This window comes from Comamonas sp. A7-5 (assembly GCF_039581385.1).
Classification (GTDB): Bacteria; Pseudomonadota; Gammaproteobacteria; order Burkholderiales; family Burkholderiaceae_C; genus Comamonas; species Comamonas thiooxydans.
Genome location: NZ_JBCPWO010000003.1, coordinates 414,880 through 440,988, shown reverse-complemented (window position 1 = coordinate 440,988; position 26,109 = coordinate 414,880). Strand labels below are relative to the sequence as shown.

General features: G+C 63.6%; 22 protein-coding genes and 1 riboswitch. Of the genes, 8 read left to right on the top strand and 14 right to left on the bottom strand.

The features are described 5' to 3' along the window. Positions 1-8 precede the first annotated feature (8 nt). From AAIL67_RS07525 to AAIL67_RS07485, 9 genes are read right to left on the bottom strand one after another with little or no spacing between them, the layout of a single operon-like run. Positions 9-1,214: a DegT/DnrJ/EryC1/StrS family aminotransferase gene (locus tag AAIL67_RS07525; RefSeq protein ID WP_343483692.1), complete on the bottom strand. Its 1,206-nt coding sequence runs from the start codon at positions 1,212-1,214 to the stop codon at positions 9-11. A gap of 1 nt (position 1,215) precedes the next feature. Continuing rightward, positions 1,216-1,602, bottom strand: a complete 387-nt coding sequence (locus tag AAIL67_RS07520; RefSeq protein ID WP_003069549.1) for an EamA family transporter — start codon at positions 1,600-1,602, stop codon at positions 1,216-1,218. Between the two features lie 12 nt (positions 1,603-1,614). Then, complete coding sequence (locus AAIL67_RS07515; protein ID WP_003069552.1) at positions 1,615-1,983, bottom strand: EamA family transporter; 369 nt, start codon at positions 1,981-1,983, stop codon at positions 1,615-1,617. Then, positions 1,976-2,884, bottom strand: coding sequence for an alpha/beta fold hydrolase (locus AAIL67_RS07510; RefSeq protein ID WP_063662645.1), 909 nt, complete (start codon positions 2,882-2,884; stop codon positions 1,976-1,978). The genes AAIL67_RS07515 and AAIL67_RS07510 overlap by 8 nt, the downstream gene beginning before the upstream one ends. After that, complete coding sequence (locus AAIL67_RS07505; protein ID WP_034351334.1) at positions 2,881-3,594, bottom strand: MtnX-like HAD-IB family phosphatase; 714 nt, start codon at positions 3,592-3,594, stop codon at positions 2,881-2,883. The genes AAIL67_RS07510 and AAIL67_RS07505 overlap by 4 nt, the downstream gene beginning before the upstream one ends. Next, the gene (locus AAIL67_RS07500) at positions 3,587-4,522 is read right to left on the bottom strand and encodes an HlyD family efflux transporter periplasmic adaptor subunit (RefSeq protein WP_063662643.1); all 936 of its coding nucleotides are present in this window, start codon (positions 4,520-4,522) and stop codon (positions 3,587-3,589) included. Before AAIL67_RS07500 ends, AAIL67_RS07505 begins: the two co-directional genes overlap by 8 nt. 2 nt (positions 4,523-4,524) lie before the next feature. After that, positions 4,525-5,283, bottom strand: a complete 759-nt coding sequence (locus AAIL67_RS07495; protein ID WP_063662641.1) for an ABC transporter ATP-binding protein — start codon at positions 5,281-5,283, stop codon at positions 4,525-4,527. Between the two features lie 10 nt (positions 5,284-5,293). After that, on the bottom strand, positions 5,294-6,442 hold the full coding sequence (locus AAIL67_RS07490; RefSeq protein ID WP_063662638.1) for an ABC transporter permease: 1,149 nt from the start codon (positions 6,440-6,442) through the stop codon (positions 5,294-5,296). Continuing rightward, the gene (locus tag AAIL67_RS07485) at positions 6,439-7,827 is read right to left on the bottom strand and encodes an efflux transporter outer membrane subunit (RefSeq protein WP_063662636.1); all 1,389 of its coding nucleotides are present in this window, start codon (positions 7,825-7,827) and stop codon (positions 6,439-6,441) included. The genes AAIL67_RS07490 and AAIL67_RS07485 overlap by 4 nt, the downstream gene beginning before the upstream one ends. Before the next feature lie 260 nt (positions 7,828-8,087). Between AAIL67_RS07485 and AAIL67_RS07480 the strand changes: the two genes are divergently transcribed. Both AAIL67_RS07480 and AAIL67_RS07475 read left to right on the top strand, forming a co-directional pair. Next, a complete protein-coding gene (locus AAIL67_RS07480) occupies positions 8,088-8,810 on the top strand; it encodes a response regulator (protein ID WP_034351578.1) in 723 nt (240 codons plus the stop codon). Then, positions 8,795-9,967 (top strand): ATP-binding protein, encoded by a 1,173-nt coding sequence (locus AAIL67_RS07475; protein ID WP_063662634.1) that lies wholly within the window; start codon positions 8,795-8,797, stop codon positions 9,965-9,967. The genes AAIL67_RS07480 and AAIL67_RS07475 overlap by 16 nt, the downstream gene beginning before the upstream one ends. Here AAIL67_RS07475 and AAIL67_RS07470 read toward each other — a convergent pair. Both AAIL67_RS07470 and AAIL67_RS07465 read right to left on the bottom strand, forming a co-directional pair. Next, positions 9,942-11,498, bottom strand: a complete 1,557-nt coding sequence (locus AAIL67_RS07470; RefSeq protein WP_343483691.1) for a DUF3482 domain-containing protein — start codon at positions 11,496-11,498, stop codon at positions 9,942-9,944. The two genes, AAIL67_RS07475 and AAIL67_RS07470, sit on opposite strands and share 26 nt — an antisense overlap. Before the next feature lie 2 nt (positions 11,499-11,500). Continuing rightward, positions 11,501-12,949: a DUF2868 domain-containing protein gene (locus AAIL67_RS07465; RefSeq protein ID WP_343483690.1), complete on the bottom strand. Its 1,449-nt coding sequence runs from the start codon at positions 12,947-12,949 to the stop codon at positions 11,501-11,503. Between the two features lie 187 nt (positions 12,950-13,136). Here AAIL67_RS07465 and trpB point away from each other — a divergent pair, with 187 nt between their 5' ends. Both trpB and AAIL67_RS07455 read left to right on the top strand, forming a co-directional pair. Further along, complete coding sequence (gene trpB, locus AAIL67_RS07460) at positions 13,137-14,339, top strand: tryptophan synthase subunit beta (protein WP_063662628.1); 1,203 nt, start codon at positions 13,137-13,139, stop codon at positions 14,337-14,339. Positions 14,340-14,459: 120 nt separating this feature from the next. Then, positions 14,460-15,836: a glycerophosphodiester phosphodiesterase family protein gene (locus AAIL67_RS07455; RefSeq protein ID WP_197483930.1), complete on the top strand. Its 1,377-nt coding sequence runs from the start codon at positions 14,460-14,462 to the stop codon at positions 15,834-15,836. A 66-nt stretch (positions 15,837-15,902) separates the two neighbouring features. Here the strand turns inward: AAIL67_RS07455 and AAIL67_RS07450 are convergent, their stop codons facing one another. Both AAIL67_RS07450 and AAIL67_RS07445 read right to left on the bottom strand, forming a co-directional pair. Continuing rightward, complete coding sequence (locus AAIL67_RS07450; protein ID WP_063662626.1) at positions 15,903-16,223, bottom strand: hypothetical protein; 321 nt, start codon at positions 16,221-16,223, stop codon at positions 15,903-15,905. 26 nt (positions 16,224-16,249) lie between these two features. After that, a complete protein-coding gene (locus AAIL67_RS07445) occupies positions 16,250-17,482 on the bottom strand; it encodes an ammonium transporter (protein ID WP_039049363.1) in 1,233 nt (410 codons plus the stop codon). A 209-nt stretch (positions 17,483-17,691) separates the two neighbouring features. Here AAIL67_RS07445 and cls point away from each other — a divergent pair, with 209 nt between their 5' ends. From cls to AAIL67_RS07430, 3 genes are all read left to right on the top strand, one after another. Beyond that, positions 17,692-19,134: a cardiolipin synthase gene (gene cls / locus AAIL67_RS07440; protein ID WP_063662624.1), complete on the top strand. Its 1,443-nt coding sequence runs from the start codon at positions 17,692-17,694 to the stop codon at positions 19,132-19,134. 245 nt (positions 19,135-19,379) lie between these two features. Next, positions 19,380-20,720: a C4-dicarboxylate transporter DctA gene (locus tag AAIL67_RS07435; RefSeq protein WP_063662623.1), complete on the top strand. Its 1,341-nt coding sequence runs from the start codon at positions 19,380-19,382 to the stop codon at positions 20,718-20,720. Between the two features lie 8 nt (positions 20,721-20,728). Continuing rightward, positions 20,729-21,421, top strand: coding sequence for a GntR family transcriptional regulator (locus tag AAIL67_RS07430; protein WP_034351319.1), 693 nt, complete (start codon positions 20,729-20,731; stop codon positions 21,419-21,421). Positions 21,422-21,496: 75 nt separating this feature from the next. Here the strand turns inward: AAIL67_RS07430 and metH are convergent, their stop codons facing one another. After that, positions 21,497-24,256, bottom strand: coding sequence for a methionine synthase (gene metH / locus AAIL67_RS07425; RefSeq protein ID WP_343483689.1), 2,760 nt, complete (start codon positions 24,254-24,256; stop codon positions 21,497-21,499). Positions 24,257-24,292: 36 nt separating this feature from the next. Next, positions 24,293-24,402: riboswitch (S-adenosyl-L-homocysteine riboswitch) on the bottom strand. Positions 24,403-24,819: 417 nt separating this feature from the next. On the opposite strand from metH, the gene gltS reads away from it, so the two are divergent. Continuing rightward, positions 24,820-26,058, top strand: coding sequence for a sodium/glutamate symporter (gene gltS / locus AAIL67_RS07420; RefSeq protein ID WP_343483688.1), 1,239 nt, complete (start codon positions 24,820-24,822; stop codon positions 26,056-26,058). Positions 26,059-26,109: the final 51 nt, after the last annotated feature.

Genomic DNA, 26,109 nt, shown 5'->3' with positions numbered 1-26,109 from the left:
TAGGCGTATCAGCGTGCTGCCAGCGTGTCCAGCAAATCCGCAAAGCGCTCGTCATCCAGCCATGGGCTATTGCTGATGGCGAGCAAGCGCTGTGCCCAGTCTCGCGCCTGGCTGACCGCGTCGTCGCGTGCAGCACCCAGCACATGGTCGTAGCGGCCATAGTCGGGCAGCACATGGACAAAGGGCAGAGACAGACCACAGCCACCGCCCCAATGCGCGCGCAGCACGGCATCCCTGGCCTGCTGGCTCGGCATGCGCAGCAGGATCACCGGCCACACGCCCTGCGCCCGGGGGGCGGCATCCTGCACCACTTCCAGCCCGCAAGCCTGCAACTGAGCGATGCGCAGGCCGGCCTGCCCGGATGCTTGCCGCTGAAACGCCTCCAGCCGCCGCAATGCCCTTGCCCCCACGCTCTGGCGCCAGCGTCCCAGACTGTGCTGTGGAATGAGATCGTCGAAGTCATCGCCTGCGGCCTCTACCCAGTCACCACGCGACAATGATTTCTCCAGCGGCTTGCCATAGGCCATGCGCAGACCCGATGGCCGGTAGAGCATGGCGTAGCCCAGCAGCTCGATGCTGCGGCGCAGCTCCCACCACAGGCTGAACCGGGTGGCGGCGCCGGCTGCGCTCAGCGCAGCACGCATGGAAGGCTCGCGCGCCATCAGCACGCCACCTTCAAAGGTGCTCAACCCCTTGCCGACGGCCAGGCTGAAAAAGCCGATATCGCCTTTGAGGCCCACCGAAGCTGCGTCGCTGCGCGCCCCCAGCGCCTGGGCGGCATCCTCGATCACATAGGCGCCCACGGCACGCGCGCATTGCAGGGCGGCGTCCACATCGGCCACACGCCCGCACAGATGCGTGGGCAGCACGGCCAGCGTGCGGTCGCTGCACAGGCGCTGCAGGCAGACCGGGTCCATGTCCAACGCGTCGGCGCGCAGATCGCACAGACGCAGCTGCAGCCCGCACTGCGCAATCGCCAGCGCCACCAGCGGACAGGTATAGGCCGGTGCAATGACCTCGCTGCGCCCCGGACTGAGGGTCTTGAGGCTTCGCAATGCCACCATCAGGGCCGAGGTTCCCGAGCATTCGAGCTGCACCGCCTCCACGCCCAGCCATGCGGCCAGCTGTCCTGCCAGGCTGCCCGCACCCGAGGGCCAGAGATCGCCGAGCTGCAGTGGCAGTCCTGCCGTTGGCGGCACTGTGGGCTGGCGCATCTCAGGCGGCCTGCTCTGCCTCTGGCTTCTCGCTCACCGCCAGGCACATGATGCCGGCCACGATGAACAGACAGCCAATGATCTGCGGCCAGCCAATGGGCTCGTTGAACAGCCAGTACGAGATCGCCAGCACCGAGATGATCTCCAGATGCGAGGCCGCGAATGCCGGGCCGATGGGAGCGTGCTTGAGCAGGCTCATCCAGGTGAAAAAGGCACCGATGTAGCCAACGAATGCACCGTAGATCCAGGGCTGGCTGAACACGCGCAGCAGCCAGCCGGTGGAGAACTCCAGCGGCAGCGCGGAATCACCGGCCTGCTTGAAGCTGAGCTGCGCCAGTGTGTCAAAGGCCATGAGTACCAGAAAGCCGACAATGTAAAAACGCTTCATAACCGATGACCCTCAGTGCAATCCAACGATGGCCACGCCTACGGACACCAGCACGATGCCGGCCACGCGCATGGGCGCGAGCTTTTCGCGAAACAGCACCCGCCCCAGAATCATGATGGCGACGATGTTGATCGAGCCCAGCAGCACCCCGTCCGACAGCGGCACCAGCGACAGAAACGCCAGCCAAACCAGAAACTCCGCCACATAGCAGGCAATGCCCACCCACAGCCAAGGCCTGGCCAGCATGAAGCGCCAGCGCTCCGTGCCATTGCGATGCCCCGGCTCGCTGGCCGCGGCCTTGAAGGCCAGCTGCCCCCCGCTGTCCACCAGCACATTGAGTATCCACAGCGTCACCACCAGGGGCGAGAGATCACTACCCATTCGCACCCCTGGCAGGCGCCGCCGAGCTGGCGATGCGCGCGATGAACTCGTTGAGCTTGGCAATCACTGTGCGGCGCTCGCGGTCGATGGTGATCATGTGATAGCAATTGTCCAGCAGCACCAGGTCGACATGGGCGTTGACCGCTCCACGTTGGATATCGTGGGCATTGCTGACCGAGGAAATATCGTCTTCCCGGGCATGAATGACCAGACAGGGCGAGCGCAGCTGCGCCAGTCCGGCCTGCACATTCGCGGACAGGGCGCGCAGCTCGATGACGCTCCACCAGGGATTGCCAGGCAGGCCTGCGGCAGAGCTGTCGCCGCTGTTCATCTGCTCGACCACGCGCGCGCGCAAGGCCTCGTCCTTGATGCCGTAGGGTGGGGCCTCCATGAAGACGCTGTTGCGGCCAATGCCCAGCAGGCGAAAAAGCGGCAGCAGGAACGCCAGCTTGGTATAGGCCGGAATGCTCCAGCCGTCATAGCGGAAGGTGGTGGACAGCGCGCAGACGCCCGCCACCTTGTCGGGATGGCGCTCGGCCACGGCCAGCGACAGCAGCGCCCCCATGGACAGACCGCCAACCACCATATGGTCCACATGCTGCAAGAAGCGCTGCAGACCCGACTCCACACTTGCCAGCCAGTCCGTCCAGCGGGCAGCCACCAAGTCCTCCATGCTGCCGCAATGTCCTGCCAACTGCACCCCGTAGACCGTGAAACCCTGCTTGTTCAGACCTTTTGCGAGCAGGCGCATCTCGGCCGGCGTGCCGGTCAGGCCATGGATCAGCAGCACGCCCGTGCGGGCATTGCTGCCTTCGCCGGGCATGACGAATTCATGCGGCGTCACACATAGCTGCTGCAAATCCGGCTGCTGCAGCAACCCAAATCCATCGGAGACATTCATGCAGTCTGCTCCATGCCGAAGATGACTTGCTCCAGCAACTGGGTGGCCTGCGCAAAATGCTCGAAGCGCGCATGGGCAATCCCCTGGCTCTCGCAATAGTCGATGAGCTTGTACTTGGCCAGCACGAAATCCGCCTTGCCGGAAACGCAGAAGTCCGACGTGCTGTCGCCGATATAGAGCACCCGCCCGTGCACGGCCTGCTGCTCGGCCAGACGTTCGCACTTGCAGTTGCCGCTGGCCCGTGTGCAGCGATTGCTGGCCCAGGGCGAATCCAGTCGCCAGCTGCGCTCGCCCGTCTGAACCAGATGGTTGGCGATGACTTCCAGATCCCCGAGGCCATGGCGTGCGAGCACATGGCGAATCGCATAGTCAATGCCGTCGCTGACGACCTGCACCTTGATGCCATGCAGCCCGGCCTCGGCCACGAAGCCGGCAAAGTGCTCGTCGATCTCGATACTGTCCAGATGGTTCTGCAGCTCGACCTCGCTCATGTCCAGCAGGGCCACCTGCCCCTTCATGCATTCGCGCGAGCCGATCTCGCCACGCTCCCAGGCGTCCTCCAGCTCCTGCCAGCCCGGCTTGCCAAAGCGGTTGAGCAGGGTATCGGTCACGTCCAGCAGGCTGATGGTGCCGTCGAAATCGCTTTGCACCATCCAGCCGGCCGACGCTGTCCCTGCCGGCGACGGGCAAATCTGAATGCGCTTATTCATGGAAACTGACCCTCACGTTCTGACCGACCTTGACATTGGCGGGCGGCTGGTCAAATGCCAGCACGCATTCCACAACTCTTACCGGGCCGCGCTGCGCGTCGTCCTGCAGCCTGGCCGTGCCGTAGACGGGGCTGATTCGCAGCACGGTCGCAGCGGGAAACTCCTGGCGGGCAGCGCTGCCGTCTGCGTCCACCGTCACCTGGGCTTTCATGCCTTCGCGAATCGCCGTCACAAAGCTTTCATTGACTTCGGCACGCACGATAAAGGGGCGCTTGGGCAGCAGCACCGCCACCGGACTGCCGCTTTGCAGCATGCTGCCGCCCTGTGCCTGCAGACGCACCACGACTGCGGCCTCGGGCGCACGCAGCTCGTGGCGCTGCAGCAGAGCCCTCAACTGCTCGGCCTTGCGCTTGGCGACCGTGACTTCTGCAGCCGCAATATCCACTTCGGACTGTGCATCACGCAGGGCCTGCACGGCTTCGTCCACGCTCTGCAGATCCGCTGCTCCCTGTTTGGCAGCAGCCTGCCAGCGCGTCAGCGTGGCCTTGAGCGCGGGCAGGCGATCCTGGCGCGTCTTGAGTTTGGTCTGTGCCAGCTGCAGCTCGGACTCCGCCACCGCCAGATCGGCGCGCGCGGCATCGTCGGCGAGACGCAGCACTGGCTGGCCTTTCTGTACGCTCTGGCCTTCCTTGACCAGCAATTGCTGCACCACCCCCGATGCGGCCGAGGAGAGGTCGAGCAGACCACCTTCTACGTCGATCTTGCCCCGCGCAACGGCTACCTGGCTCTGAGGCTTGATCTGGGCTGCAGCCGGCGTGATCACGGAGGCAGCATCCTGAGACGGAGAGCACCCGCCCAGCATCAGCACGGCCGCCGCCAGCAGCGGCGCGCCCGACACAATGCTGAGACGAAATGGGCTTGGGTTCATGTTTATTCCTTGATGGGGCTGTTCTGGCGCCAGTCGCTGCGAATGGCGCCGTCTTCCATGCCCAGCACACGATCGGCGTGGCGCACCAGACGCGGGTCATGGCTGACGCAGAGCACCGTGGTGCCGTGCGTGCGCGCCGCACGGTGCAGCAAGTCAATGACGCGCTGGCCACTCTCGGCGTCCAGCGCACTGGTGGGCTCGTCGGCGAAAAGCAGGCGGGGCTGCTTGGCCATGGCACGTGCGATGGCCACACGCTGCTTCTCGCCGCCCGACAGCTGGGCCGGGCGCATATGACTGCGGTGCGAGAGCCCCACTTCGTCGAGTGCCTCCCTGGCACGGCGCAATGTCTCGGCGTTTCTGAGCCCCATATAGCCAAGCGGCAACTGCACCTGCTCCAGTGCCGTCAAGGCCGGAAACAGATTGAAGCCCTGGAAGACGAAGCCCGTATGGCGCAGACGAAATTTCTCCAACGCCGCCGTGCCGAGCTTGGCCAGGTCCTCGCCCAGTGCGATCGCATGACCGGCATCGGGCTTTTGCAGTCCCGACATCAGCGACAGCAGCGTGCTTTTGCCGCAGCCCGAAGGGCCGGAGATCAGGCTCAGCTCCCCCGCATAGAGGCTGACGGACAGCCCTTGCAGCACATGCACCTGGACGATGCCCGAGACAAAGGATTTGTCGAGACGCACGGCCTCGAGGCTGGGCGCTGCATCCTTGGCTGCAGCAGGCGTTTTGATGCGTTCCATCATGGTCTCGGCTTGCATGTTTCAGGCCTTAACGCAACAGGGTTGCCGGATCGGCACGCAGCAGGCTGCGCATGGCGCCCAGACCCGACAGCAGCGACAACACGGCCACCAGAAAGCCGCACGCGAGTACCGCTGAAAGGTTGAGGGCAACAGGGACGCGGTAGCTGGATGCAATGCTGAGCAGCACCGCGCTGGTCAGTGCCGCCAGCACAAAGCCCAGGCCACCAATCCAGCAGGCCTGCTCGACCACCACGCGGCCCAGTGCCGCTCGGCTCACGCCCAAAGCATTGAGCACCGCATACTCGCGGGCGGACCCTGCCACCACCGCCTTGAGCGACTGGCTGGTCACGATGGCGCCCACCAGGCAGACGATGACGGCCATGAAGAGCACGCCGGCACCGGCGCCGGTATCGAGCATCCAGTAACGCTGAGAGCGGCGCGCAAAGGCATCGGCCGTCCAGACCTCGTACGGGCCGAAGCTGCTGCTGGACTGGCTCAATCTCGCCTGGGCCTCGCCTGCCTTGGCAGCTTGCTTCAGGCGTGCCACGAAATAGGTGCTGCCATGCTCGGCACTGGTTTCTGCAATTTCGCGGGCCGAGCTGAGCGAGGAGATCACGTTGACGCCACCCAGGCCGCGCAAGCCGTCGACGGCAGCCACGATCTTGACCGCATGGTTGTTGATCCAGGCCGTGCTGCCTTCCTGCGCGCCCAGAGTCCCCAGGTCCGCCCTGTCAACAATCACGGCGCCGGGCTCGCGCAGCAGCTGTCGCTGCCAGGATGTGAGCACCTTGGTGAACATCATGGAGTTGTCCGCAGTGCTGACGCCCGAGAGATAGACCGAGACTCCGCCTCCGGTCGCGCCCTGGGCACCGGCGCGCGCGCGCCAGTCGCCATCGACCCAGACATAGGATTCCACGGCCGCCACATCGGGGTCCATGCGCAGGCGCATCTCCACATCGCTGCCGATATTGCGCCCGAAGTTCACGCTTTGCGTGCCCGGATAGCCCACCCAGAGATCGGCCGAAGAAGCCGTCACGTAGATCGCGGCAGAGCCGAAGATGCCCAGCACCAGGGCGGCCTGCATGGCCAGCAGAACGCCCGAAAAGCCCACGGCGAACACCGAAGGGACAAAGCGTCTCCACTCATGGATCAGCGTCTTGCGTGCCAGGGCAATCATGGCTGAGCCTCTGTGGTCCGGGTAACAAGCGCGGCATCGACAGGCGCAGCACCCACTGCCTTGTAGAGAGCCACATAGGCCAGCGCCTCGGCAGCCCTGGCGGTTGCCAGCTCGCTCTGGTTTTGCAGGCTGGCGCGGGCGCTATCGATGCCCGCAAGCTCGCTGGACAGGCCCAGTTGCTGGCGCACTGCCTGAGCCTTCTCGCGCCCGGCATGAATCTGCTGCTGGAACTGCAGCTGCTGCTGTCTTTGCTGCTGGGCGGCAACCGCTGCCAGGGCAGTTTCGGACTCGGCAATGCCATTGAGCACGGCCTGGCGGTATGCCTTGATGCTGGCCTGCAGCGCCAGCTCCTTGCCGTCTGCCACGGCACGGCGGCGACCCCAGTCAAAGAGCGGAATGTCGATCTGCGGACCGACCATGGGAATGGAGTCCGAGGTCGTGCGGTGATTGCGCGTCAGGTTGTATGCATACAGCAGGGACCCTGTCAGGGTCAACCGCGGATAGAGCGCCGCGCGCGACACGCCGACCTCGGCCGCAGCCTGCTCCACCGCAGCCTCGGCACTTTGAATATCGGGGCGGTTGCGCAGCAGGTCTGCCGGCAATACGGCAAGCGCCTGCATTGCGGGCAACGCGGCATCCGTCCTGGGCTGCAGCCACTGCGGCTCGGCACGCTCACGTCCCAACAGGGCAGCCAGCGCATGGGCAGCACGCGCCTGGGCTTCGTTCAGGGTGATCAGCTGAGACTCTGCGGTGCGCAGCTGCAGCTGTTGCTGCTCCAGAGACTGGGCATCTGTCAGTCTCTGCTCATGCCGAATCTGCAAGAGCTGCAGCTGTCGCTGCGCCTGCTGCAATTGCCTCTCGACCAGGCTGCGCTGCACCTGGGCCAGCCGGATATCGAGATAACGGTGCACTACATCGGCCACCAGCGCTACCCGTGCTGCATGCAGCTGGGCTTGCGCATCCAGCACGCCGGCCGTGCCTGCACGGCGCGCCGCTTCGGAGTCACCAAACAGGCCAAGATCCCAGCTCACATCAATGCTGGCATGAAAGTAGGTGTCAACTGCCGCGATATCCTGCAGGGTCCGCGCTCCGGTGCTGACTATGGGGCGGAAAGCCGCATCGGCCGTACCCGCCAGCAAGCGCTGCTGACGCAGACGCAGCACGGCCTGAGCCACATCAAGGTTCTGGGCCAGCGCCTCGTCCACCAGCACATTGAGAGCAGGGTCATTCCAGGCGCGCCACCAGTGGGCCAATGCCGCAGGGTCCGACTTTTGAGCCGACTCCTGCTGCTGCCACTGAGGTGGCGTGGTCCGGTCCAGCTTGACTGCCTCGGGCGCAGCACAGCCTGCCAGCAACGACAAGGCACACAGACACAGACTGCCCATGCGAAGACGCGAGACGTGGGAAGGAAATATCACAGCGCAGTTGGCTCAAGCTATAGGTGTCACCCGGGAAGCTGCAGAAAGCAGAAACAGCTTTCCATCCTCGCCATTGAACGGCAGCAAGCTTTCGCCAGATTGCAGGGTTTATGTAGGAATTATGGAGAGCCGTAGCCATTCGGCTATTGCAGCGGCAACGCACATAATGTGCAGATAACAAGTTTCAGGGAGTCCAGCAGATGCATGACTTTGCTGCACACAAAACCATGACTACTTTTGCTCAACCTGCTTCCACGCCCATGGTGCTTGTAGTCGAAGATGAACCCGGAATTGCCGGCGTTCTCAGCGCCTATCTGGAGCGCGACGGCCTGCGCATTCGCATGGCGCAAGACGGCGAGGAAGCCCTGCAGAGCTTTCGCCAGTTGCGCCCGGACCTGGTGCTGCTAGACATTCATCTGCCCAAGGTCGATGGAGTGGATGTGCTGCGCATGATTCGCAATGACAGCGATGTCCCCGTCATCATGGTGACGGCCCTGGCAGACGATGTGGACAAGCTGCTGGCACTGCGCCTGGGGGCGGACGACTATGTGGTCAAGCCTTTCAACCCTCCCGAGGTGGTGGCCCGGGTGCGTGCCGTGCTGCGCCGTACCCAGGCCAAGCCTGCGCCGGTGGCCGCTCCCATTCGCGTCGGCCCCATAGAGATCGACGTGGAAGCCCATAGTGCAGCCGTCTATGACGATGCGGGCCAGGCCGTGCCTCTGGCGCTGACGCTCACGGAGTTCCGTCTGCTGGCCTGCCTGGCGGCCCAGCCACGCCGCTGCTTTTCACGTGCCTACCTGATTGAGAACTGCCTGCCGGAAAGCGATGCGCTGGAGCGGGTGATCGACTCCCACCTATCCAAACTGCGCCGCAAGCTGCAACTGGCCGGCCAGGACGGGCTGATCGAGACCGTGCGCGGTATTGGCTATCGTCTATGGCCCTGGGACTGAACCGCATCTGGGTCCGCTTTGGTCTGTGGATCACGGCCGCCGTGCTGCTGGCCATTGCCTCTCTGGCCATTGGCGTGCTGGCGTTTTCCGAGCTGCAGTACCGCGAGTTCTACCGCCACCTGCCAAGCCCCGTGAAAACCGAGCTGGAGGCGCTGAAGTCCCAGGATCTGGAAGACAGCCCCAGAGCCCTGCAGATCTACTCCGAGTACTGGGAAGGCGACCGCCTGTTTGGCGAGAAATGGTCGCTGGTCATCGGCCTGGCTGTCAGCCTGCCTTTCGGCATGGCCGTGGGCTTCTGGATTTCGCGACGCATCACCAGTCCGCTGGCCTCCATGGTGGAAGTGGCTGCGCGCGTGGAGCGTGGCGATCTGGCCTCCAGAGCCGTCAAGGGCAATGCCCATGGCGAGATGGCAGAAATGATCGATGCCTTCAACGGCATGGTTGATTCGCTGGAGACGCTGGAAGCAGAGCGTCTGGCCACGGCCGCCTCCATCTCCCACGAGCTGCGCACCCCATTGACGGTGCTGCAGGCAAGACTGCATGCGATCTGCGACGGCGTCATCGACTCCAGCCAAGCCGAGATGAAGACGCTGCTGGCTCAGGTCGAGCATCTGGGACGGCTGGTCGGCGATCTGCACACCCTTTCCATGGCCGACGCCGGACAGCTGTCTCTGCGCAAGGAACGCATAGACCTCGCCGCACTGGTCGGTGATGTCGTCGAGGACTTGCACCCGCAGCTGCAGAAGCTGGACATGGCCCTGTCACTGGATCTGCCCATGCAGGACGGCGATGGCAGCACCGACATCAAGGCCGACACCGATCGCTTGCGCCAGATCACCACCAACCTCATCAACAACGTGCTGCGCCATGCCAGCAGCGGCCACTGGCTGAGCATCCGGGTGCATGCGAGCTCCGACCACCAGAACCAGTCATGGGTGATCCTGGAAGTGGGCGATGCGGGGCCCGGCCTTGCTGACGAAGTTCAGGCCCATCCGTTCCAGCGCTTTGTCCAGGCCCCAGGAAAGCGCCGTCGGGAAGGCTCTGGCCTGGGCCTGTCCATCGTCAAGGCTCTGGTGACCTCGCAGGGCGGCACCGTCAGCACGGGCATATCCGAGCGTGGCGGCGCGCTTTTTACCGTGCGCTTTCCCCGTCTCTGACACCGCACTCTGCATTCAGCCCCGGATAGAGATCGGCCATGATCTGCTGCAGGCTTTGCGAGAGCAGCTCCATCATGGCGACTCTCTGCGCATCGGTAGCCGCCCCTGCCGCATTTGCTTCGCGCAGCTGCGCCCAGAGTGTGGCCCATTGCGCGGCATGCGTCTGCACCGTGCCTTGGGCCAGCTCACTCCATTGACTGGGCGCCGCAGGGCTGGTGTAGCGACCGCGACCACGGCCGAAATGCGAGATCAGCAGGTACTTGAGCAATACCTGACCAGCTGCTGCGTTCAGATAGTCTGTCGAGAGTTGAAAGCTCTGCTGCTCCTGGTCGAACACCTTGTTCGCTCCCCAGGCCGCGCCCCCAAAAGTGATGGCCCCCAGCAGCGCCCCCACCAGGGCACCGGCACCCAGCGTCAAACCTCCTGCCATCAGATCGGCCCCCAGTCCTGTGGCTGCGCCGGCAGTCAACGCCCCCCACAAGCTGGCTGCCTGCGCATCGACCGGCGTGGTGATCTGAAGCTGGCTGCGCAACTGCTCCTGTATCTGACTGGCCGCCTGACCGTCGAGTCCATGAATCTCGAGCAAGCGCTGGGTGGCCTGCACATCGGCCTGACGCAAAGCCTGCATCAGCCGCTGCACAGCTGCCTTGGCCTGAGCTCCGAGCCGCTCTTCACCCTCTGCCGATTTACCCAATTTGGCGGTGAGCTGGCTCAGGCTTTGCCAGGCTCGCGCCAGCAGTTTGCCTTGCTCGGGATCAAGCTTTTCATGCAGACCTGCCGCAGCTATCAGCTGATCCGCCATGACTCCCAGGCTCGCCTGCTCGCGCTGCTGCTGCAGCAAAGCTCGCTGCTCCAGCAGGCGCTGATAGGCAGACTGTTTGGACTGAGGCAACAAAGGCGCAATGCTTTGCATCATCTTGCGCTCATGCCACCAGCTGCGCGTGAAGGCATCCAGCACCAGCACATCGCGCACCACGCTTTGAAAGCTCTGCGTCGCCTGCTGCCAGCGCCGCAAATCTTCCTGTGTCTGCTCTGCCGTGGTGTCGCTGCCAATCTGGTTGAGAAGCACGATGACCGGCTTGTTCATCCAGGCCAGAATGTTCATCTCGGCGCTCCAGTAGCCAGCATCGGCAGGGTCTTCGGCCGCGTTGACGAGGTAGAGCACCACATCCGCATGATCGCGCGCAGCGAGCAAGGCACGCTGACTCAGATAGAAAGGCCTGTCGCGCCAGCGATCCCAGACATTGCTGAGAAACCAGCCCAGCGGATTGCCCTGCTGCCGCAGGCGTTCATACAGCCGCACCGAGTCGCCAAAGCCCGGCGTATCCCAAAGCCACAGCTCATCGCCCTGCTGCGTTTTCTGAAGCAGATAGCGCTGTGACTGAGTGGTCACATGTGCGGCATCGTCAATCTCGCCGACATCGTCGGCCATCAGCGTACGGGTCAGCGTGGTCTTGCCGATATTGGTGTGCGACAAAAGACACCACTGAATGCTGCTGTCAATCGGAACCAGCTCGTTGCTCTCACTCATCATCACACTCCTGCGCCGGGCACCAGGGTCGCGTTCAGACCCGCGCCGCGCACAAATTCCCGCCACAGCTGCTCGCGCTCCTGCACTCGCGCCGGGGCACCGCTGTTGCGCGCACGAAAGTCCGCCGCCCATAGCCACACATCGGTATGCGCACCCCAGCGGTTCAATACCTGCGCCAGCAGCACGCCATGGATTTCCGCCTCGGGCGTAGCGGCCAGATTGAGCAGCAGCACCTGCTGTGCGTCAACAGCCGAAACGTCCGGCAAGGGCGAGCCATAGGCCAGCACGGGCAGCAACGCAAGCTGCGCACCAGCGCCGTAGCTCTGCGCCACATGGCTGCGCAGGGCGGCTTCGCGCTCGGGCGTGATGTCCAGGCTGTAGGGCTGCACCAGCAGCGCCGTTGCACGCCCCGCCCAGTCACGCTGCAGCTTCTGGAAATAGGGCTGCTGCAGCGGCAATGCCAGATGCTGGCTCAACCACCAGACCCTGGCACCTTGCCACAGCGCCAGCAGCAGACGCGGTGCCACCACCATCAATCCCAGCAACCAGCTGTAGAGCTGCACCCAGCGCGGCCCCGCCTCTGCGGCATCACCGGCCGACCAGCCCTGCAGTGCCTGGATCTGCGCCAGACTCCACGGTGCTTGGCCCAGCAGATGCTGCACCGGCGCAAACAGCATGTTCAGACAGGTCTGCACGGCAGACGGCGAGAGGAAAGTGCTCTCCCACCCCACTTGATAAGCCTTGGTAAGGCCGGTGAGCCATAGCGATGCCAGCGCACCCAGTGCCAGCATTGCCGCACCCAGATGCAGACACACAAGCCATTGCGCACGGCGCGGTCTCTGGTTGACCTGCCACCAGTTGCGCTCGAAGTTCAGCGCCATCTTGCGCAGCCCCGTGCCGCGCGAAACACTCCACCTTTTCGTCTGCAGCTTTTGCAGCCAGCCACCGGGCGCAGCCACGGGCCGCTGTGCCGCAGCGCCCTGACCTGGCTCAGGCTCCAGCGGTGCAATCACTGTTTGCCTGCGCCGAACAAGACTGCGCAGCCAGGACAGCAGCAACAGCACATAGACCAGCAAGTTCCACAGCACGATGCCGATCAGGGAGGCGGAGAGCAGATCCACACGATGCGGGTCCGTGATCGCATGACCCGCAAAGCCCAGCGCAAATGCCGCTGTCATCACGGCCAGCACCAACCAGCGTGAAATACCGGCGTGCTGCCGGGCCACGGCGCGTATGTCGGCAGGCAGCTGCGCTGCAGCAATCACGCGTTGTGCCCGCTCCTGCAGAAAACTCTCGAACGCTGCACGGCCGCCGCCCTTGGCCTTGCCCTGGGCGTGCAGGCACTCCTGCGTGATGGCCGTGCAACGCTCGGTCGTGGGCAGCGCCTCGTGCGGAGCTGCGGTTTCCAGGGCATGGGCAAAGACAATATCGCGGGCTGAGCTGGCTTTCATGTCGCTATTGTGTTTCAGAGCAGGGGCAGGTTGCCTGCCAATATCAAAACAATAGCTGTCAGCGCTTTCATCTTGAGGGCTGCGTTCATTTCTGTACTGATTCCATCCGGACTTGCCTGCAAGCGACTTGAGCCCGCCGTGTGCTATGAATGCAGCTTTGCTGCACCACACACCAAGGAGACAAGCCATGACCCAGAACCCCCAGGCCATGCCCGATGCGCAAGGCTTCTTCGGCCCCTACGGCGGCCAGCTCGTGCCGCCAGAGCTCAAGCGATGCATGGACGAGATTGCCGCGGCCTACGAGGAGATCGTCAAACGCCAGGACTTCCAGGACGAGCTGGCCGCGCTGTTTGCCGACTATGTGGGCCGGCCCAGCCCCATCTTTCACGCCAGGCGCCTGTCCGATCAGTTGGGCGGCGCGCAGATCCATCTCAAGCGTGAGGATCTGAATCACACGGGGGCTCACAAGATCAACCACTGCCTGGGCGAGGCACTGCTGGCCAAGTTCATGGGCAAGAAAAAAGTCATTGCCGAGACCGGTGCCGGCCAGCATGGCGTGGCCCTGGCCACGGCCTGCGCGCTGGTGGGCATTCCCTGCGAGATTCACATGGGCCAGGTGGATATCGAGAAGGAGCACCCCAACGTCACAAAGATGCGCATCCTGGGCTGCAATCTGGTGCCAGTCACGCGTGGCGCGGCCACGCTGAAGGAAGCCGTGGACAGCGCCTTCGAGGTCTATCTGCAGGACCCCCTCAACACCATTTACGCCATCGGCTCGGTGGTCGGCCCCCACCCCTTTCCCATGATGGTGCGGGACTTCCAGTCCATCGTCGGTCGTGAGGCACGCGAACAGTTCCAGACCCGGCACGGCAAGCTGCCCGACCATGTCGCCGCCTGCGTGGGCGGAGGCAGCAATGCCATGGGCATCTTCACGGCCTTCCTGGGTGACGAATCCGTGCATCTGGTGGGCGTGGAACCTGCCGGTGAGGGCGTGGACAAGCCCGGTCGCCATGCCGCCACGCTGTCGGTTGGCAAGCCCGGCGAGATTCACGGCATGAAGTGCTATGTGCTGGAGAACGCCGACGGCACGCCGGCCGCCGTGCACAGCATTGCGTCGGGCCTGGACTACCCCGGCGTGGGCCCGCAGCACAGCTATCTCAAGGATATAGGCCGCGTGGACTACCAGTCCGTGGACGACAAGGAATGCCTGAATGCCTTCATGACGCTGTCGCGTGTCGAGGGCATCATCCCGGCGCTGGAAAGTGCGCACGCCGTGGCCTGGGCCATGCGCGAAGCGCCGGGGCTCGGCAAGGACCAGCATATTCTGGTCAACCTCTCGGGTCGCGGCGACAAGGATGCCGATTACGTCGCCAGGAAGCTGGGACTGTAACTGCCGCACCCCGCACAAGGCTGCCGCCCCGGCAGCCCTGTGCTTCGGAGCGTGAAATGCTCTGAGGGAACGGTCACACAACCGTCATCAACAACCGCAAGCATGAGGCGATCTCCATCCATGCCTGAAACCATGTCCCATATCCGCCACCCCGTCTTTGCTCTGACCTTGCTTGCCGCCCTTGCCCTGAGCGCCTGTGGCGGCGGAGATGGCCCGACACCAGCGCCTGCGCCGCAGTTTCTGACGCTGGACGGCAAGCAGCCCCAGGTCATCGCCCACCGCGGCTACTCGGGTCTGTACCCCGAGCAGACCCAGATGGCCTATGAAAAAGCCATTGATGCGGGCGCCGACATGATCGAGCTGGACATGCACCTGAGCCGCGACTGCCAGCTGGTTGCACGCCACAACGCCTGGCTGAGCGACAGCACCAATATCGCCGAGGTCGCCAAGATCAATGCCTATGTGGCGGGCCGCAAGCGCAACACGCCTGGGGTATGGGTCGATGTGAAATACCCCGCGACACCCGACAACGGGCCGGCCCGCTATCTGAGCGACCGTATCGATCCCAACAACCAGAAATCCGTGCTTCAGGCCCTGGTCGTCGATGGCGAGGACCACACCGGCGACTGGTCCATCTCGGACTTCACCCTGCATGAGCTGCGCACGCTGCTGGGCGGCACCATACTGGACAACCGTGCCGATCGCCCCACGGAATGGAACGGCAAGCTGCCACTGATCAGCGCACAGGATGTGATCGATATCGCCGTGGCCAAGGGCAAGGCGGCAGGCCGCACGATTGCCGTCTACGCCGAGACCAAGAACCCTTACTGGAACAACCAGCAGGCCATCGCCAACAGCTGCGGCACGGGCGAGCATCCGTTCGAAGATGCCGTGATGGCGCTGCTGGAAAAAAACCGGCTCAACACCAAGGATGCGCCCATCTACATCCAGAGCTTCGACCCTGACAGCCTGAAGTATCTGCGCAAGGCGGGCATGCGGGCCAAAGGGGTGCAGCTGATCGATGGCAACGACTACAACTTCAGGGACGGCTCCGTAGGCTATATCACCGCCGACGAATGGACCTTCATCAGCGGCCGCCCCTATAGCTGGACTCTGGCCGGCGATGCGCGCAGCTTCGCGGTCATGCAGACGCCGGCAGGCCTGGCCGAGATCAAGACCTATGCCGACGGCATCGGCCCCTGGAAACCCCAGGTGCTGGCCCATTCCGTCGTTCCCTACAAGGACGGCGCAGGCCTCAAGGACGTCAACACGCTCAAGGACACCGGCCTGATCGCCAACGCGCACAAGGCAGGGCTGGTGGTGCACAGCTTTACCTTCCGCAGCGAGGCCAGCCGCCTGGCTGGCATCTTCAAGGGTGACCCTGCTCAGGAATACCTCGCTTACTACCGCCTGGGCATTGATGGCGTATTCACCGATTTCACTGCTGCTGGCGTCAAGGCTCGCGAAGCCTATATCGCCGAGCTGAAAAAACCATAGGCCAGGCTCGTAGCCGGCATCGGCCTGAGCGCCGGGGCCGTCCCAGCCTCAGGACCTGCTTGTGCCTCAGCGCAGCCCGCCGATATAGCGTGCCGAGGTGCGCAGTATCTCGGCGGCCTTGGCGGTGACGGAGCTGTCGCTCTGCGCAGTCTCGGCAGGCGCTGCATGCCGGGGCTTGTCGCCGCTCCAGCTGTCCTGCAGACGCCGGGCTAGGCGCGCCAGCTCCTCGTCCTGTTGCTCTCGTGCATGCTCCAGCGCAAAAGCCACCATGGCCTGTGCATAGGCCTGGTTACAGGCCATCCATTCGGTATCGGTCACCCGGCCCGTCTTGCGCCGCAGCACCACATGCAGATGTGCGGCCACCGCCACTCGCTCGCTGTCCTCCATACACCGCTCCTGTCTTTGATGGATCACTAGTGCTGACGCTCCAGATGCAGACTGATATCCAGGCCCTCCATTTCCTGCACGGCATCCACACGCAAAGGCATCAGCAGACGGATCAGCACCAGCACCCCGGCCGTGGCTGCGCCGCTGTAGGCAGCCACCGCGGCCACGGCAATCAACTGGTTCATCACCGTGGCGCCTGTGCCCGCAATCAGGGGGTCGGCAAACACCGCCGTGAGGATGGAGCCCGCAATGCCGCCCACGCCATGCACGCCGAAGACATCGAGCGAGTCATCGGCCCCGAGACGGCGCTTGAGCCAGGTTGCGCCCCAGAAGCAGACGGCGCCCGCAATCAGGCCTATCCACACCGCACTGCCCACCTGCACAAAGCCCGCAGCCGGTGTGATGGCCACCAGTCCGCCCACCATGCCTGAGAGCAGGCCCAGCAAGGTCGGAGCACCGCGAACCAGCCACTCCACCACCATCCATGCCAGCCCGGCGGCCGCAGCCGCCACGAGAGTGACCACAAAGGCCAGCGCTGCACGCCCGTCGGCAGACAGGGCCGATCCCGCGTTGAAGCCGAACCAGCCGAACAGCAGCAGCGCCGTGCCCATGGCCGTCCAGCCCAGGCTGTGCGGCTCGAATGGCTCGGTTCCGTAGCCGCGCCTGCGCCCCATCATGAAGGCACAGACCAGTGCCGCCACGCCCGCATTCACATGCACCACGGCACCGCCGGCAAAGTCCAGTGCGCCGAGCTGGTTCAGCCAGCCCCCGCTCTCCCACACCCAGTGGGCCACCGGCGCATAGACCACCACGCTCCACAGCGCGGCAAACACCAGCAGGGCCGCAAAGCGCATGCGCTCTACCACGGCCCCCACGATCAGCGAGGTGGTGATGATGGCGAATGCGGCCTGGAACAGGGCATAGGCCGCCTCGGGCAGATGCGGTGCCAGATGGCTGACCGAGATTACGCTGCGCCGGCCATCGAAGTGCAGCGAGGCAAACCAGGCTCGTCCCAGATTGCCAAGCCAGGCAGACTCGGCGGTGAACGCGAGCGAGTAGCCCAGGCCGAACCAGGTCAGGGTCACCACGCAGGCCACCGCAAACACGGCCACCATGGTGTTGACCACATTCTTGCGCCGCACCAGCCCCGCATAGAACAGGGCAATGCCCGGCAAGGTCATCAGCAAGACCTGCGCCGACGCGACCATGACCCAACCGGTATCTGCCTTGTCGATGGCAGTCAATGGCACCATTTCCATGCACTCCCCCCCTGCTTGTTTGCTTTGACAAAAAAGGAAGCAGGTTCCATGCCAGTGCCATGTCGATCTGTCGATGCTTCATGATGGATAGCAGCATGCGTTGACCCATCAAGGCCTTTGCGCCTGTTTCATGAGAACCACGACGGGCAGCTTGTGCTCAGGCCTGAGCCCGTTATGCTCGACAAGGTCCATCGTTGCTGCACTGATTCATGACCTGGCTGCTGCTGACTCTTCATGTATTGCTGATTGCCGGCTTCGGCCTGCGCATTCTGCTGCGCAGAGACATGCGGCCCGATGTGCGGCTGGCCTGGCTCATGGTCATCGTGCTGCTGCCCTATGTGAGCTGCCTGCTGTACTACCTGTTTGGGGAAGTGGCCCTGGGCCGTGTACCAGGCCGCAGAAGGCTCAATGTGCGCGAGTTCTGCCAGACCCAGGAGAGCGCCCTTGCGTCCGCTCCCGGCCCCATGCCGCAGGCACGGCCCGCCATTCCCGATCAATGGCTGCCGGCCTTCCGCTATGCCTCGTCCATCAACGGCTTTGTACCGCTGCCCGGCCACAGGGCCGAGCTCATGCGCGATGGCGCGCATGCCCGTGCGCAGATGCTGGCCGACATGGATGCCGCGCGCCACGAGATCAATGTGCTGTACTACATCTGGCTGGACGACAGCACCGGCACCGATGTGGCCCATGCCCTGATGCGTGCCGCGCAACGCGGCGTGACCTGCCGGGCCATGGTCGACGGGCTGGGCTCGCGCGCACTGACGCACTCGCCACTGTGGCAGCAGATGCGTCAGGCCGGCGTGCATTTGGCGATTGCCCTTCCCATCAGCAATCTGCTCAAAGTCATGCTGACCAGCCGCATCGACCTGCGCAACCACCGCAAGATCACGCTCATAGACGGCAGGATCAACTATTGCGGCAGCCAGAACTGCGCCGACGAAGGCTTTCGCATCAAGGCTCGCTATGCCCCCTGGGTGGACATCATGCTGCGCCTGCAGGGTCCGGTGGTCATGCAGATGCAGCAGGCTTTTGCCAGCGACTGGGCGCAGTCCGATGCGAGCCTTGCACCACCGACAATCGAGGCCGGCGCTGCCGCTGACGACGGCTTCCATGCCGTTGCGATTGCCGAAGGGCCGACGGAAAGAGCACGCTCTACACCCCAGCTGGTTGCCAGCCTGCTGGCCTGTGCGCAGCGCGAGGTCGTGATCTCCACCCCCTACTTCGTGCCCGACAGCACGGTGCTAGATGCCTTGTGCGCCGCCGCGCTGCGCCAGGTGCAGGTCACACTGATCCTGCCCGCCCGCAATGACTCATGGATAGTCGGTGCCGTCAGCCGCAGCCATTACTGGCGGCTGCTGAGCGCCGGCGTCCACATCCACGAATTCCGCCCTGGCCTGCTGCATGCCAAGACCCTGTGCCTGGACGGATCGGTCAGCCTGATCGGCTCCACAAATCTGGATCTGCGCAGCTTTGACCTGAACTTCGAAAACAATGTATTGCTGCACGACGAAGCCATTACCGAGGCCATCCGTCAGCGCCAGCAAAGCTATCTCCGCGATTCCGATGTGGTGACGCTGGCACAGGTGCATTCGGCTCCCTGGTGGAAGCGCATCTGGGACAACCTGCTGGGCGCCCTGAGCCCGCTGCTGTAAGCGCCATGCCCTGGCTTTGGGCATGTCCAAAGCCCGCGCACCACGCGCGTGCACACTGGCGCCTCCTCTCGCACCAAGGCGGAACGCCCTTTTATTTCATACGTGAAAGTCAGGGCTGATCCTCCCCTAATTTACACAAATCTGCAGGAATACCCTCTGCTGGCACGCCTTTCGCTTGCCTACATTCTTGTATGCAAGTTGCAGACAACTTGCATACAAGATTCCACAACTTGCGAAAGACGACTATGCGCCGCTTTGTCAGATCACTGTTCGGACAGGTGGTGATCGCACTCATACTGGGTGTGCTCGCCGGACTACTGGCCCCTGAATGGGCCGTGAAACTCAAACCCCTGGGCGATGGCTTCATCAAGCTCATCAAGATGATCATCCCCATACTGGTGTTCTGCGTTGTCGTGCACGGCATTGCCGGTGCAGGCGACCTCAAGCGCGTAGGCCGCGTGGGCGTCAAGGCCCTGATCTATTTCGAGGTTCTGACCACCATCGCCCTGGGTATGGGCCTGGTGCTTGCCTTTGTCTTCGAGCCCGGCGTGGGCATGAACGTGGACACCAGCAAGCTCGACGCCTCGGCCATGGCGGCCTATGCCAGCAATGCCGACAAGCTGACCAGCGGCGGCACGGTGGACTTTCTCATGAAGCTCATTCCCAGCACCGTGGTGGAAGCCTTCGCCAAAGGCGACGTGCTGCAGGTGCTGCTGTTCGCCGTGCTGTTCGGCTGCGCGCTGACCATGCTGGGTGAGCGCGGCAAGCCCGTCTCCGCGCTGGTGGACGCCTTGTCCATGGCTCTGTTCAAGGTCATGGGCATCATCATCAAGCTGGCACCTCTGGGCGTGCTGGGCGCTATCGCCTTCACCGTGGGCCAGTACGGCATAGGCTCGCTCAAGCAGCTGGGCATGCTGGTGGCGCTGTTCTACGTCTCGGTGCTGATCTTCGTGTTCGTGGTGCTGGGTCTGGTGATGCGCCTGTCAGGCTTCAGCCTGATCAAGCTGCTGCGCTATCTGCGCGAGGAGCTGACCATCGTCTTCGCGACCACCTCCTCCGACAGCGTGCTGCCCCAGATCATGGCCAAGCTGCGCAATATGGGTGTGCGCGACTCCACCGTGGGCCTGGTGATTCCCACCGGCTACTCGTTCAACCTGGACGCGTTTTCCATCTACATCACACTGGCTGCGGTCTTCATCGCCCAGGCCACCAACACCCCGATCAGCATGTCCGACCTGCTGACCATTCTGGCCATCGCGCTGGTGACCTCCAAGGGCGCACACGGCGTCCCGGGCTCGGCCATCGTGGTGCTGGCAGCCACCCTGCATGCCATCCCCGCCATCCCTGCGATCGGCCTGGTGCTGGTGCTGTCGGTGGACTGGTTCATGGGCATTGCACGCGCTCTGGGCAATCTGATCGGCAACTGCGTGGCCACCGTGGCGATTGCTGCCTGGGAGGGAGACATCGACCGCGAACGTGCCCATGCGGTACTTGACGGCAAGGCCGAGCCACTGACCGAAGAAGAAGACCATGCATCTGCTATCGTGCCGCCTGTCGTAGTCCCCATCCCTCACTCCAGCCACTGAACCAAGCAATGACTCCTGCCTCTCCACAGCACATCGCGGAACGCGTCGTCGAAGCCATCCTGGCCCAGAAACTGGCACCCGGGGAGCGGCTGGGAGAGCAGGAGCTTGCCAACAATTTCGACGTCAGCCGCACCGTGGTGCGCGAAGCGCTGATGCAACTGCAGGCTCGCGGCTTCGTCCAGGTCCAGGCCCGCAGGGGCTGGTACGTGGTCCAGCCCTCGGCTGCCGAGGCCATGGATGCATTCTCTGCACGTCGGATCATCGAGACCGGCATATTGCAGGAAGCCGGCAAGCCGCTGCAGCGCGTCATCACCAGACTGCGCCGCCATATCGCCCAGGAGCAGAAAGCCATCGCCGGAGCGGACAGCGCCACGCGTGCCTTCCTGCTTGCGGATTTCCATGTCTGCCTGGCCGAGCAGATGGGCCACAGGCTGCTGGCCGACACGCTGCGCGATCTGACGGCACGCACCACCCTGGCTGCCACGCTCTACCAATCCACGCACAGCGCCAGCCAGTCCTGCGCCGAGCACGAACGCATCGTGGCCGCCCTGGAACGCGGCGACACCGAGGGAGCCAAGGCGCTGCTGCTGGAACATATAGGCATGGTGGAACGCTCGCTGGAAATCCGTGCGACCGAGACCGAGGAGCCCGGCGGCCGATTGCGTGCCACGCTCGCCCCCGTGCTCAAGCAACGCCTCTGAGCAACGCTCTCCAAACCAAAAAGCCAGGGGTGACCCTGGCTTTTTTCATTTGCGAAGTACGATCTCGAAGCTGGTTCAGCCCAGATTCGGCGCCAGATAGCGGCGCAGTTCCTCGACATCCATGCCACGTCGCTGGGCCATGTCGGCGAGCTGGTCTTCGCCGATCTGGCCCACGTTGAAGTAGCTGGCCTCGGGGTTGCCGATGTAGAAGCCGCTCACGCTGGATGCCGGGTTCATGGCCAGGCTCTCGGTCAGCGTCATGCCGATCTCATCGGCCTGCAGCGCCTTGAACAGGTCGATCTTGGCCGTGTGATCGGGGCAGGCAGGGTAGCCGGGCGCGGGGCGAATGCCCTTGTAGGCTTCCTTGATGAGCTCCTCGTTGCTCAGGTTCTCGTCTTCGGCATAGCCCCACAGATCCTTGCGCACGCGCTGGTGCAGGCACTCGGCAAAGGCTTCGGCCAGACGGTCGGCCAGGGCCTTGAACATGATGCCGCTGTAGTCGTCCAGCGCGGCTTCGAATTCCTTGTCCTTCTTCTCGGCGCCGATGCCGGCGGTCACGGCAAACAGGCCGGCATAGTCGGCAATGCCCGACTCCTTGGCGGCCACAAAATCGGCCAGGCAGCGGCTGGGGCGCATCACGGGCCGGCCATCCGGGCCGTCCACGGCCTGCTTTTCGGTCTGCTGGCGCATGCCGTACCAGGTGGTCAGCACCTGGCTGCGCGACTCGTCGGTGTAGAACACGATGTCGTCGCCCATGCGGTTGGCGGGAAACAGGCCCATCACGCCATTGGCCTGCAGCCAGCGGCCGTCAATGATCTTCTGCAGCATGAGCTTGGCATCGGCCAACACCTTGCGCGCCTCCACGCCCACGACCTCATCGTCGAGGATGGCCGGGTAGGGACCCGCCAGATCCCAGGTCTGGAAGAACGGGCCCCAGTCGATGTACTGGGCAATTTCAGCCAGGTCGAAGTTCTTGAACACGCGGCGGCCCAGGGTGCGCGGCACCACAGGCGCATGGCCCACCACGGCGGCATTGGCTCTGGCCTGCTCCAGCGTCCACAGCGGCGTCTTCTTCTTGTTGGCATGCTGGGTGCGTACCTTGTCGTAGTCGGCGCTCAGCTCGTCCAGATAGGCCTGCTTGCCGTCGCCCAGCAGGCTCTGCGCCACGCTGACCGAGCGCGAGGCATCGGGCACATAGACCACAGGGCCGTCGTACTTGGGGGCAATCTTCACGGCCGTATGCACGCGCGAGCAGGTCGCGCCGCCGATCAGCAGCGGAATCTTCTTGATGCGGAAGTAGTCGTCCTTGTCCATCTCGCCGGCCACATACTGCATCTCTTCGAGGCTGGGAGTGATCAGTCCCGACAGACCGATGATGTCCGCGCCCTCGGCCTTGGCACGCGCCAGGATCTCGTGGCAGGGCACCATCACGCCCATGTTGATGACTTCGAAGTTGTTGCACTGCAGGACCACGGTGACGATGTTCTTGCCGATGTCGTGCACATCGCCCTTGACGGTGGCGATGACGATCTTGCCCTTGCTGGTCACGTCCAGGCCCGCCGCTTCCTGCTGGCGCTTCTCTTCCTCGATATAGGGCACCAGGTGGGCCACGGCCTGCTTCATCACGCGCGCGGACTTGACCACCTGGGGCAGGAACATCTTGCCGGCGCCGAACAGGTCGCCGACGATATTCATGCCATCCATCAGCGGGCCCTCGATCACGTGCAGCGGGCGACCGCCGCCCTGCACCACGATCTGCTGGTAGGCCTCTTCGGTGTCTTCAGTGATGAAGTCGGTGATGCCGTGCACCAAGGCGTGCGACAGACGCTCGCCCACGGTCTTCGGTGCCTCGGGCGTGCCGCGCCACTCGAGCTTCTTGCTGTCGTCCTTGGCCGCGCCCTTGGCGCTGTCGGCGATCTCCAGCAGGCGCTCGGCCGCATCGGGGCGGCGGTTGAGCACCACATCCTCCACGCGTTCGCGCAGCTGGGGTTCCAGGTCGTCATACACACCGACCATGCCGGCATTGACGATGCCCATGTCCATGCCTGCCCCGATCGCGTGATAGAGGAACACCGTGTGGATGGCTTCGCGCACGGGGTCGTTGCCACGGAACGAGAACGAGACATTGGAGACGCCGCCCGAGACCTTGGCACCGGGCAGGTTCTGCTTGATCCAGCGTACGGCCTCGATGAAATCGACGCCGTAGTTGTTGTGCTCTTCGATGCCGGTGGCCACGGCAAAGATGTTGGGGTCGAAGATGATGTCCTCGGGCGGGAAGCCCACTTCGTCAACCAGAATGCGGTAGGCTCGTTCGCAGATCTCGATCTTGCGCGCAAAGGTGTCGGCCTGGCCTTTTTCGTCAAACGCCATCACCACGGCGGCAGCGCCATAGCGCTTGACCAGCTTGGCGTGCTTCTTGAACTCCTCGACGCCCTCCTTCATGGAGATCGAGTTGACGATGCCCTTGCCCTGCAGGCAGCGCAGACCGGCCTCGATCACGTCCCACTTGGAGCTGTCCACCATCACCGGCACCTTGGCGATATCGGGCTCGGAGGCAATCAGGTTCAGAAAGCGCACCATGGCGGCCTTGCTGTCCAGCATGGCCTCGTCCATGTTCACATCGATCACCTGGGCGCCGTTTTCCACCTGCTGGCGCGCCACGGCCAGAGCCTCTTCGTACTGCTCGTTGAGGATCAGGCGCGCAAAGGCCTTGGAGCCGGTGACGTTGGTGCGCTCGCCCACGTTGACGAACAGCGTCTCATCGCCGATGAAGACGGGCTCCAGGCCCGACAGGCGCATGGGAGGAATGGCAGTGGAAGGGGTAGCAGCGGACATCAGCTCACCTGTGTGAAAACCAGAAACAGAATCGAAAACAGGTGAGCGCCGTTGTGAGTGCCAGCAGATCGTCGACCGGATCTGCGACCCCGAGCCTGACGGGTCAAACATCTCTGGGATGACCGGCTGCAGCGCTCCTCGGGGTGAAGCCCGTCATTCTACGGCGAGGGCGGGCAATCGGGGCTTCAAGGCGCTTTGCCCCGCGGCTGTGCAGGATAGCTCTTTGCGAACGGCTATAGCAGATTCGACTTTCCACACCCCAAAAACAGGAGCAGGGCAAAAGGTAATTTCGCAAAACACGAATGCAACCATCTCATTTCAAGCATATTCCCGGCATGGTGCGCATCCGCAAGGAATGGCGCACATCGCTTTCCTGCTCTCAGGCAGCCCGGCACCGACGGGGCCGCCTGCCATGAGTGGACAAGCACCTACAGCCCCTATCTTTGAGTCTTTGGCACCATCGACAGCAAATGTCTGGTCCATGTGCTCAGCCGTGCACAGCCGATTGCCAGCCATGACCAGGCAGGCCATTCAGCCCTCGCATGGAACACCCAGGAGATCCTATGAACGTGACCTTCGGCGCGTACTACACCCTCATCATGGCCGTGCTTGTGCTCATGCTTGGCAAGCTCATGACAAGACATATCCGCTTTCTGCGCGACTTCAATATTCCCGAGCCTGTCTCCGGCGGCCTGGTCGTGGCGGCCATCATCTTCATGCTGCATCAGACCACGGGACTGGCGCTGAGCTTCGAGGGCAGTCTGCAGTCGGCTTTCATGCTGGTGTTCTTCTCGTCCATCGGCCTGAGTGCGAACTTCGCCAAGCTGCGTGAGGGCGGCTCTGCGCTGTTCATCTTCCTGGGCGTGATTGCCGTCTTCATCATGATGCAGAACATCGTGGGCGTAAGCCTGGCCACCGTGCTGGGACTGGACCCGTTGATCGGCCTGGTCGCAGGCTCCATCACACTGGTAGGCGGCCACGGAACGGCCGGAGCCTGGGGCTCGGTGCTGGAAAACCAATACGGTCTCACGGGAGCCACCACCCTGGGCATTGCCTGCGCCACTTTCGGCTTGGTCATCGGCGGCCTGCTGGGTGGACCGCTGGCCAAGCGGCTGATCACGCGCCATCAGCTGGCCCAGCCGCTGACCGAGTCCGAGCAACTGCGCGCCGATGCTCCCACGGTGAGCGAAGGCAGCGAGGTCGCCAACTTCGAGTCACCCAACAAGGCCCCGCGCCTGATCACGGCTGATGCTGCAGTGGAAACACTGGCCCTCTTCGCTGGCTGCCTGGCCTTTGCCGAATTCATGACCGGCCTGACCAAGGGCACGACCATCCAGCTGCCTACCTTTGTCTGGGCGCTGGGGGGCGGTGTGGTCATCCGCAACGTGCTGGACTATATGTTCGGCTTCAAGGTGTTTGACCGCGCCATCGATGTCTTCGGCAATGCCGCGCTATCCATCTATCTGGCTATTGCCCTGCTGTCGCTCAAGCTGTGGGAGTTGACCGACCTGGCCGGCCCGTTGATGGTCATCTTGGCCGCACAAGCCATCGTCATGACGCTGTATGCGGCATTTGTGACCTTCCGCATCATGGGCAAGAACTATGACGCCGCCGTGCTGGCTGCCGGCCACTGCGGTTTCGGCATGGGCGCCACACCCACGGCCGTTGCCAATATGCAGGCCATCACCAACCAGTACGGCCCGTCGCACAAGGCCTTTCTGATCGTGCCTCTGGTCGGAGCCTTCTTCATCGACATCATCAACGCCTTTGTGCTGCAGGCCATGATCAGCATCGTTCGCTGATCGCAGCTTGCGCCCACAAAAAAGGCGTGTTCCTGTCAAACAGGAACACGC

Excerpts from the sequence above, each read along its gene's own strand:
- AAIL67_RS07485 (WP_063662636.1), bottom strand. The coding sequence starts at position 7,827 with ATGGGCAGTCTGTGTCTGTGTGCCTTGTCGTTGCTGGCAGGCTGTGCT.
- AAIL67_RS07505 (WP_034351334.1), bottom strand. The coding sequence starts at position 3,594 with ATGAATAAGCGCATTCAGATTTGCCCGTCGCCGGCAGGGACAGCGTCG.
- AAIL67_RS07510 (WP_063662645.1), bottom strand. The coding sequence starts at position 2,884 with ATGAATGTCTCCGATGGATTTGGGTTGCTGCAGCAGCCGGATTTGCAG.
- AAIL67_RS07430 (WP_034351319.1), top strand. The coding sequence starts at position 20,729 with ATGACTCCTGCCTCTCCACAGCACATCGCGGAACGCGTCGTCGAAGCC.
- AAIL67_RS07500 (WP_063662643.1), bottom strand. The coding sequence starts at position 4,522 with ATGAACCCAAGCCCATTTCGTCTCAGCATTGTGTCGGGCGCGCCGCTG.
- AAIL67_RS07445 (WP_039049363.1), bottom strand. The coding sequence starts at position 17,482 with ATGGAAATGGTGCCATTGACTGCCATCGACAAGGCAGATACCGGTTGG.
- metH (WP_343483689.1), bottom strand. The coding sequence starts at position 24,256 with ATGTCCGCTGCTACCCCTTCCACTGCCATTCCTCCCATGCGCCTGTCG.
- AAIL67_RS07435 (WP_063662623.1), top strand. The coding sequence starts at position 19,380 with ATGCGCCGCTTTGTCAGATCACTGTTCGGACAGGTGGTGATCGCACTC.
- trpB (WP_063662628.1), top strand. The coding sequence starts at position 13,137 with ATGACCCAGAACCCCCAGGCCATGCCCGATGCGCAAGGCTTCTTCGGC.
- AAIL67_RS07490 (WP_063662638.1), bottom strand. The coding sequence starts at position 6,442 with ATGATTGCCCTGGCACGCAAGACGCTGATCCATGAGTGGAGACGCTTT.
- AAIL67_RS07450 (WP_063662626.1), bottom strand. The coding sequence starts at position 16,223 with ATGGAGGACAGCGAGCGAGTGGCGGTGGCCGCACATCTGCATGTGGTG.
- AAIL67_RS07520 (WP_003069549.1), bottom strand. The coding sequence starts at position 1,602 with ATGAAGCGTTTTTACATTGTCGGCTTTCTGGTACTCATGGCCTTTGAC.
- cls (WP_063662624.1), top strand. The coding sequence starts at position 17,692 with ATGACCTGGCTGCTGCTGACTCTTCATGTATTGCTGATTGCCGGCTTC.
- AAIL67_RS07495 (WP_063662641.1), bottom strand. The coding sequence starts at position 5,283 with ATGCAAGCCGAGACCATGATGGAACGCATCAAAACGCCTGCTGCAGCC.
- AAIL67_RS07470 (WP_343483691.1), bottom strand. The coding sequence starts at position 11,498 with ATGAGTGAGAGCAACGAGCTGGTTCCGATTGACAGCAGCATTCAGTGG.
- AAIL67_RS07515 (WP_003069552.1), bottom strand. The coding sequence starts at position 1,983 with ATGGGTAGTGATCTCTCGCCCCTGGTGGTGACGCTGTGGATACTCAAT.
- AAIL67_RS07480 (WP_034351578.1), top strand. The coding sequence starts at position 8,088 with ATGACTACTTTTGCTCAACCTGCTTCCACGCCCATGGTGCTTGTAGTC.
- AAIL67_RS07475 (WP_063662634.1), top strand. The coding sequence starts at position 8,795 with ATGGCCCTGGGACTGAACCGCATCTGGGTCCGCTTTGGTCTGTGGATC.
- AAIL67_RS07455 (WP_197483930.1), top strand. The coding sequence starts at position 14,460 with ATGCCTGAAACCATGTCCCATATCCGCCACCCCGTCTTTGCTCTGACC.
- AAIL67_RS07465 (WP_343483690.1), bottom strand. The coding sequence starts at position 12,949 with ATGAAAGCCAGCTCAGCCCGCGATATTGTCTTTGCCCATGCCCTGGAA.
- gltS (WP_343483688.1), top strand. The coding sequence starts at position 24,820 with ATGAACGTGACCTTCGGCGCGTACTACACCCTCATCATGGCCGTGCTT.
- AAIL67_RS07525 (WP_343483692.1), bottom strand. The coding sequence starts at position 1,214 with ATGCGCCAGCCCACAGTGCCGCCAACGGCAGGACTGCCACTGCAGCTC.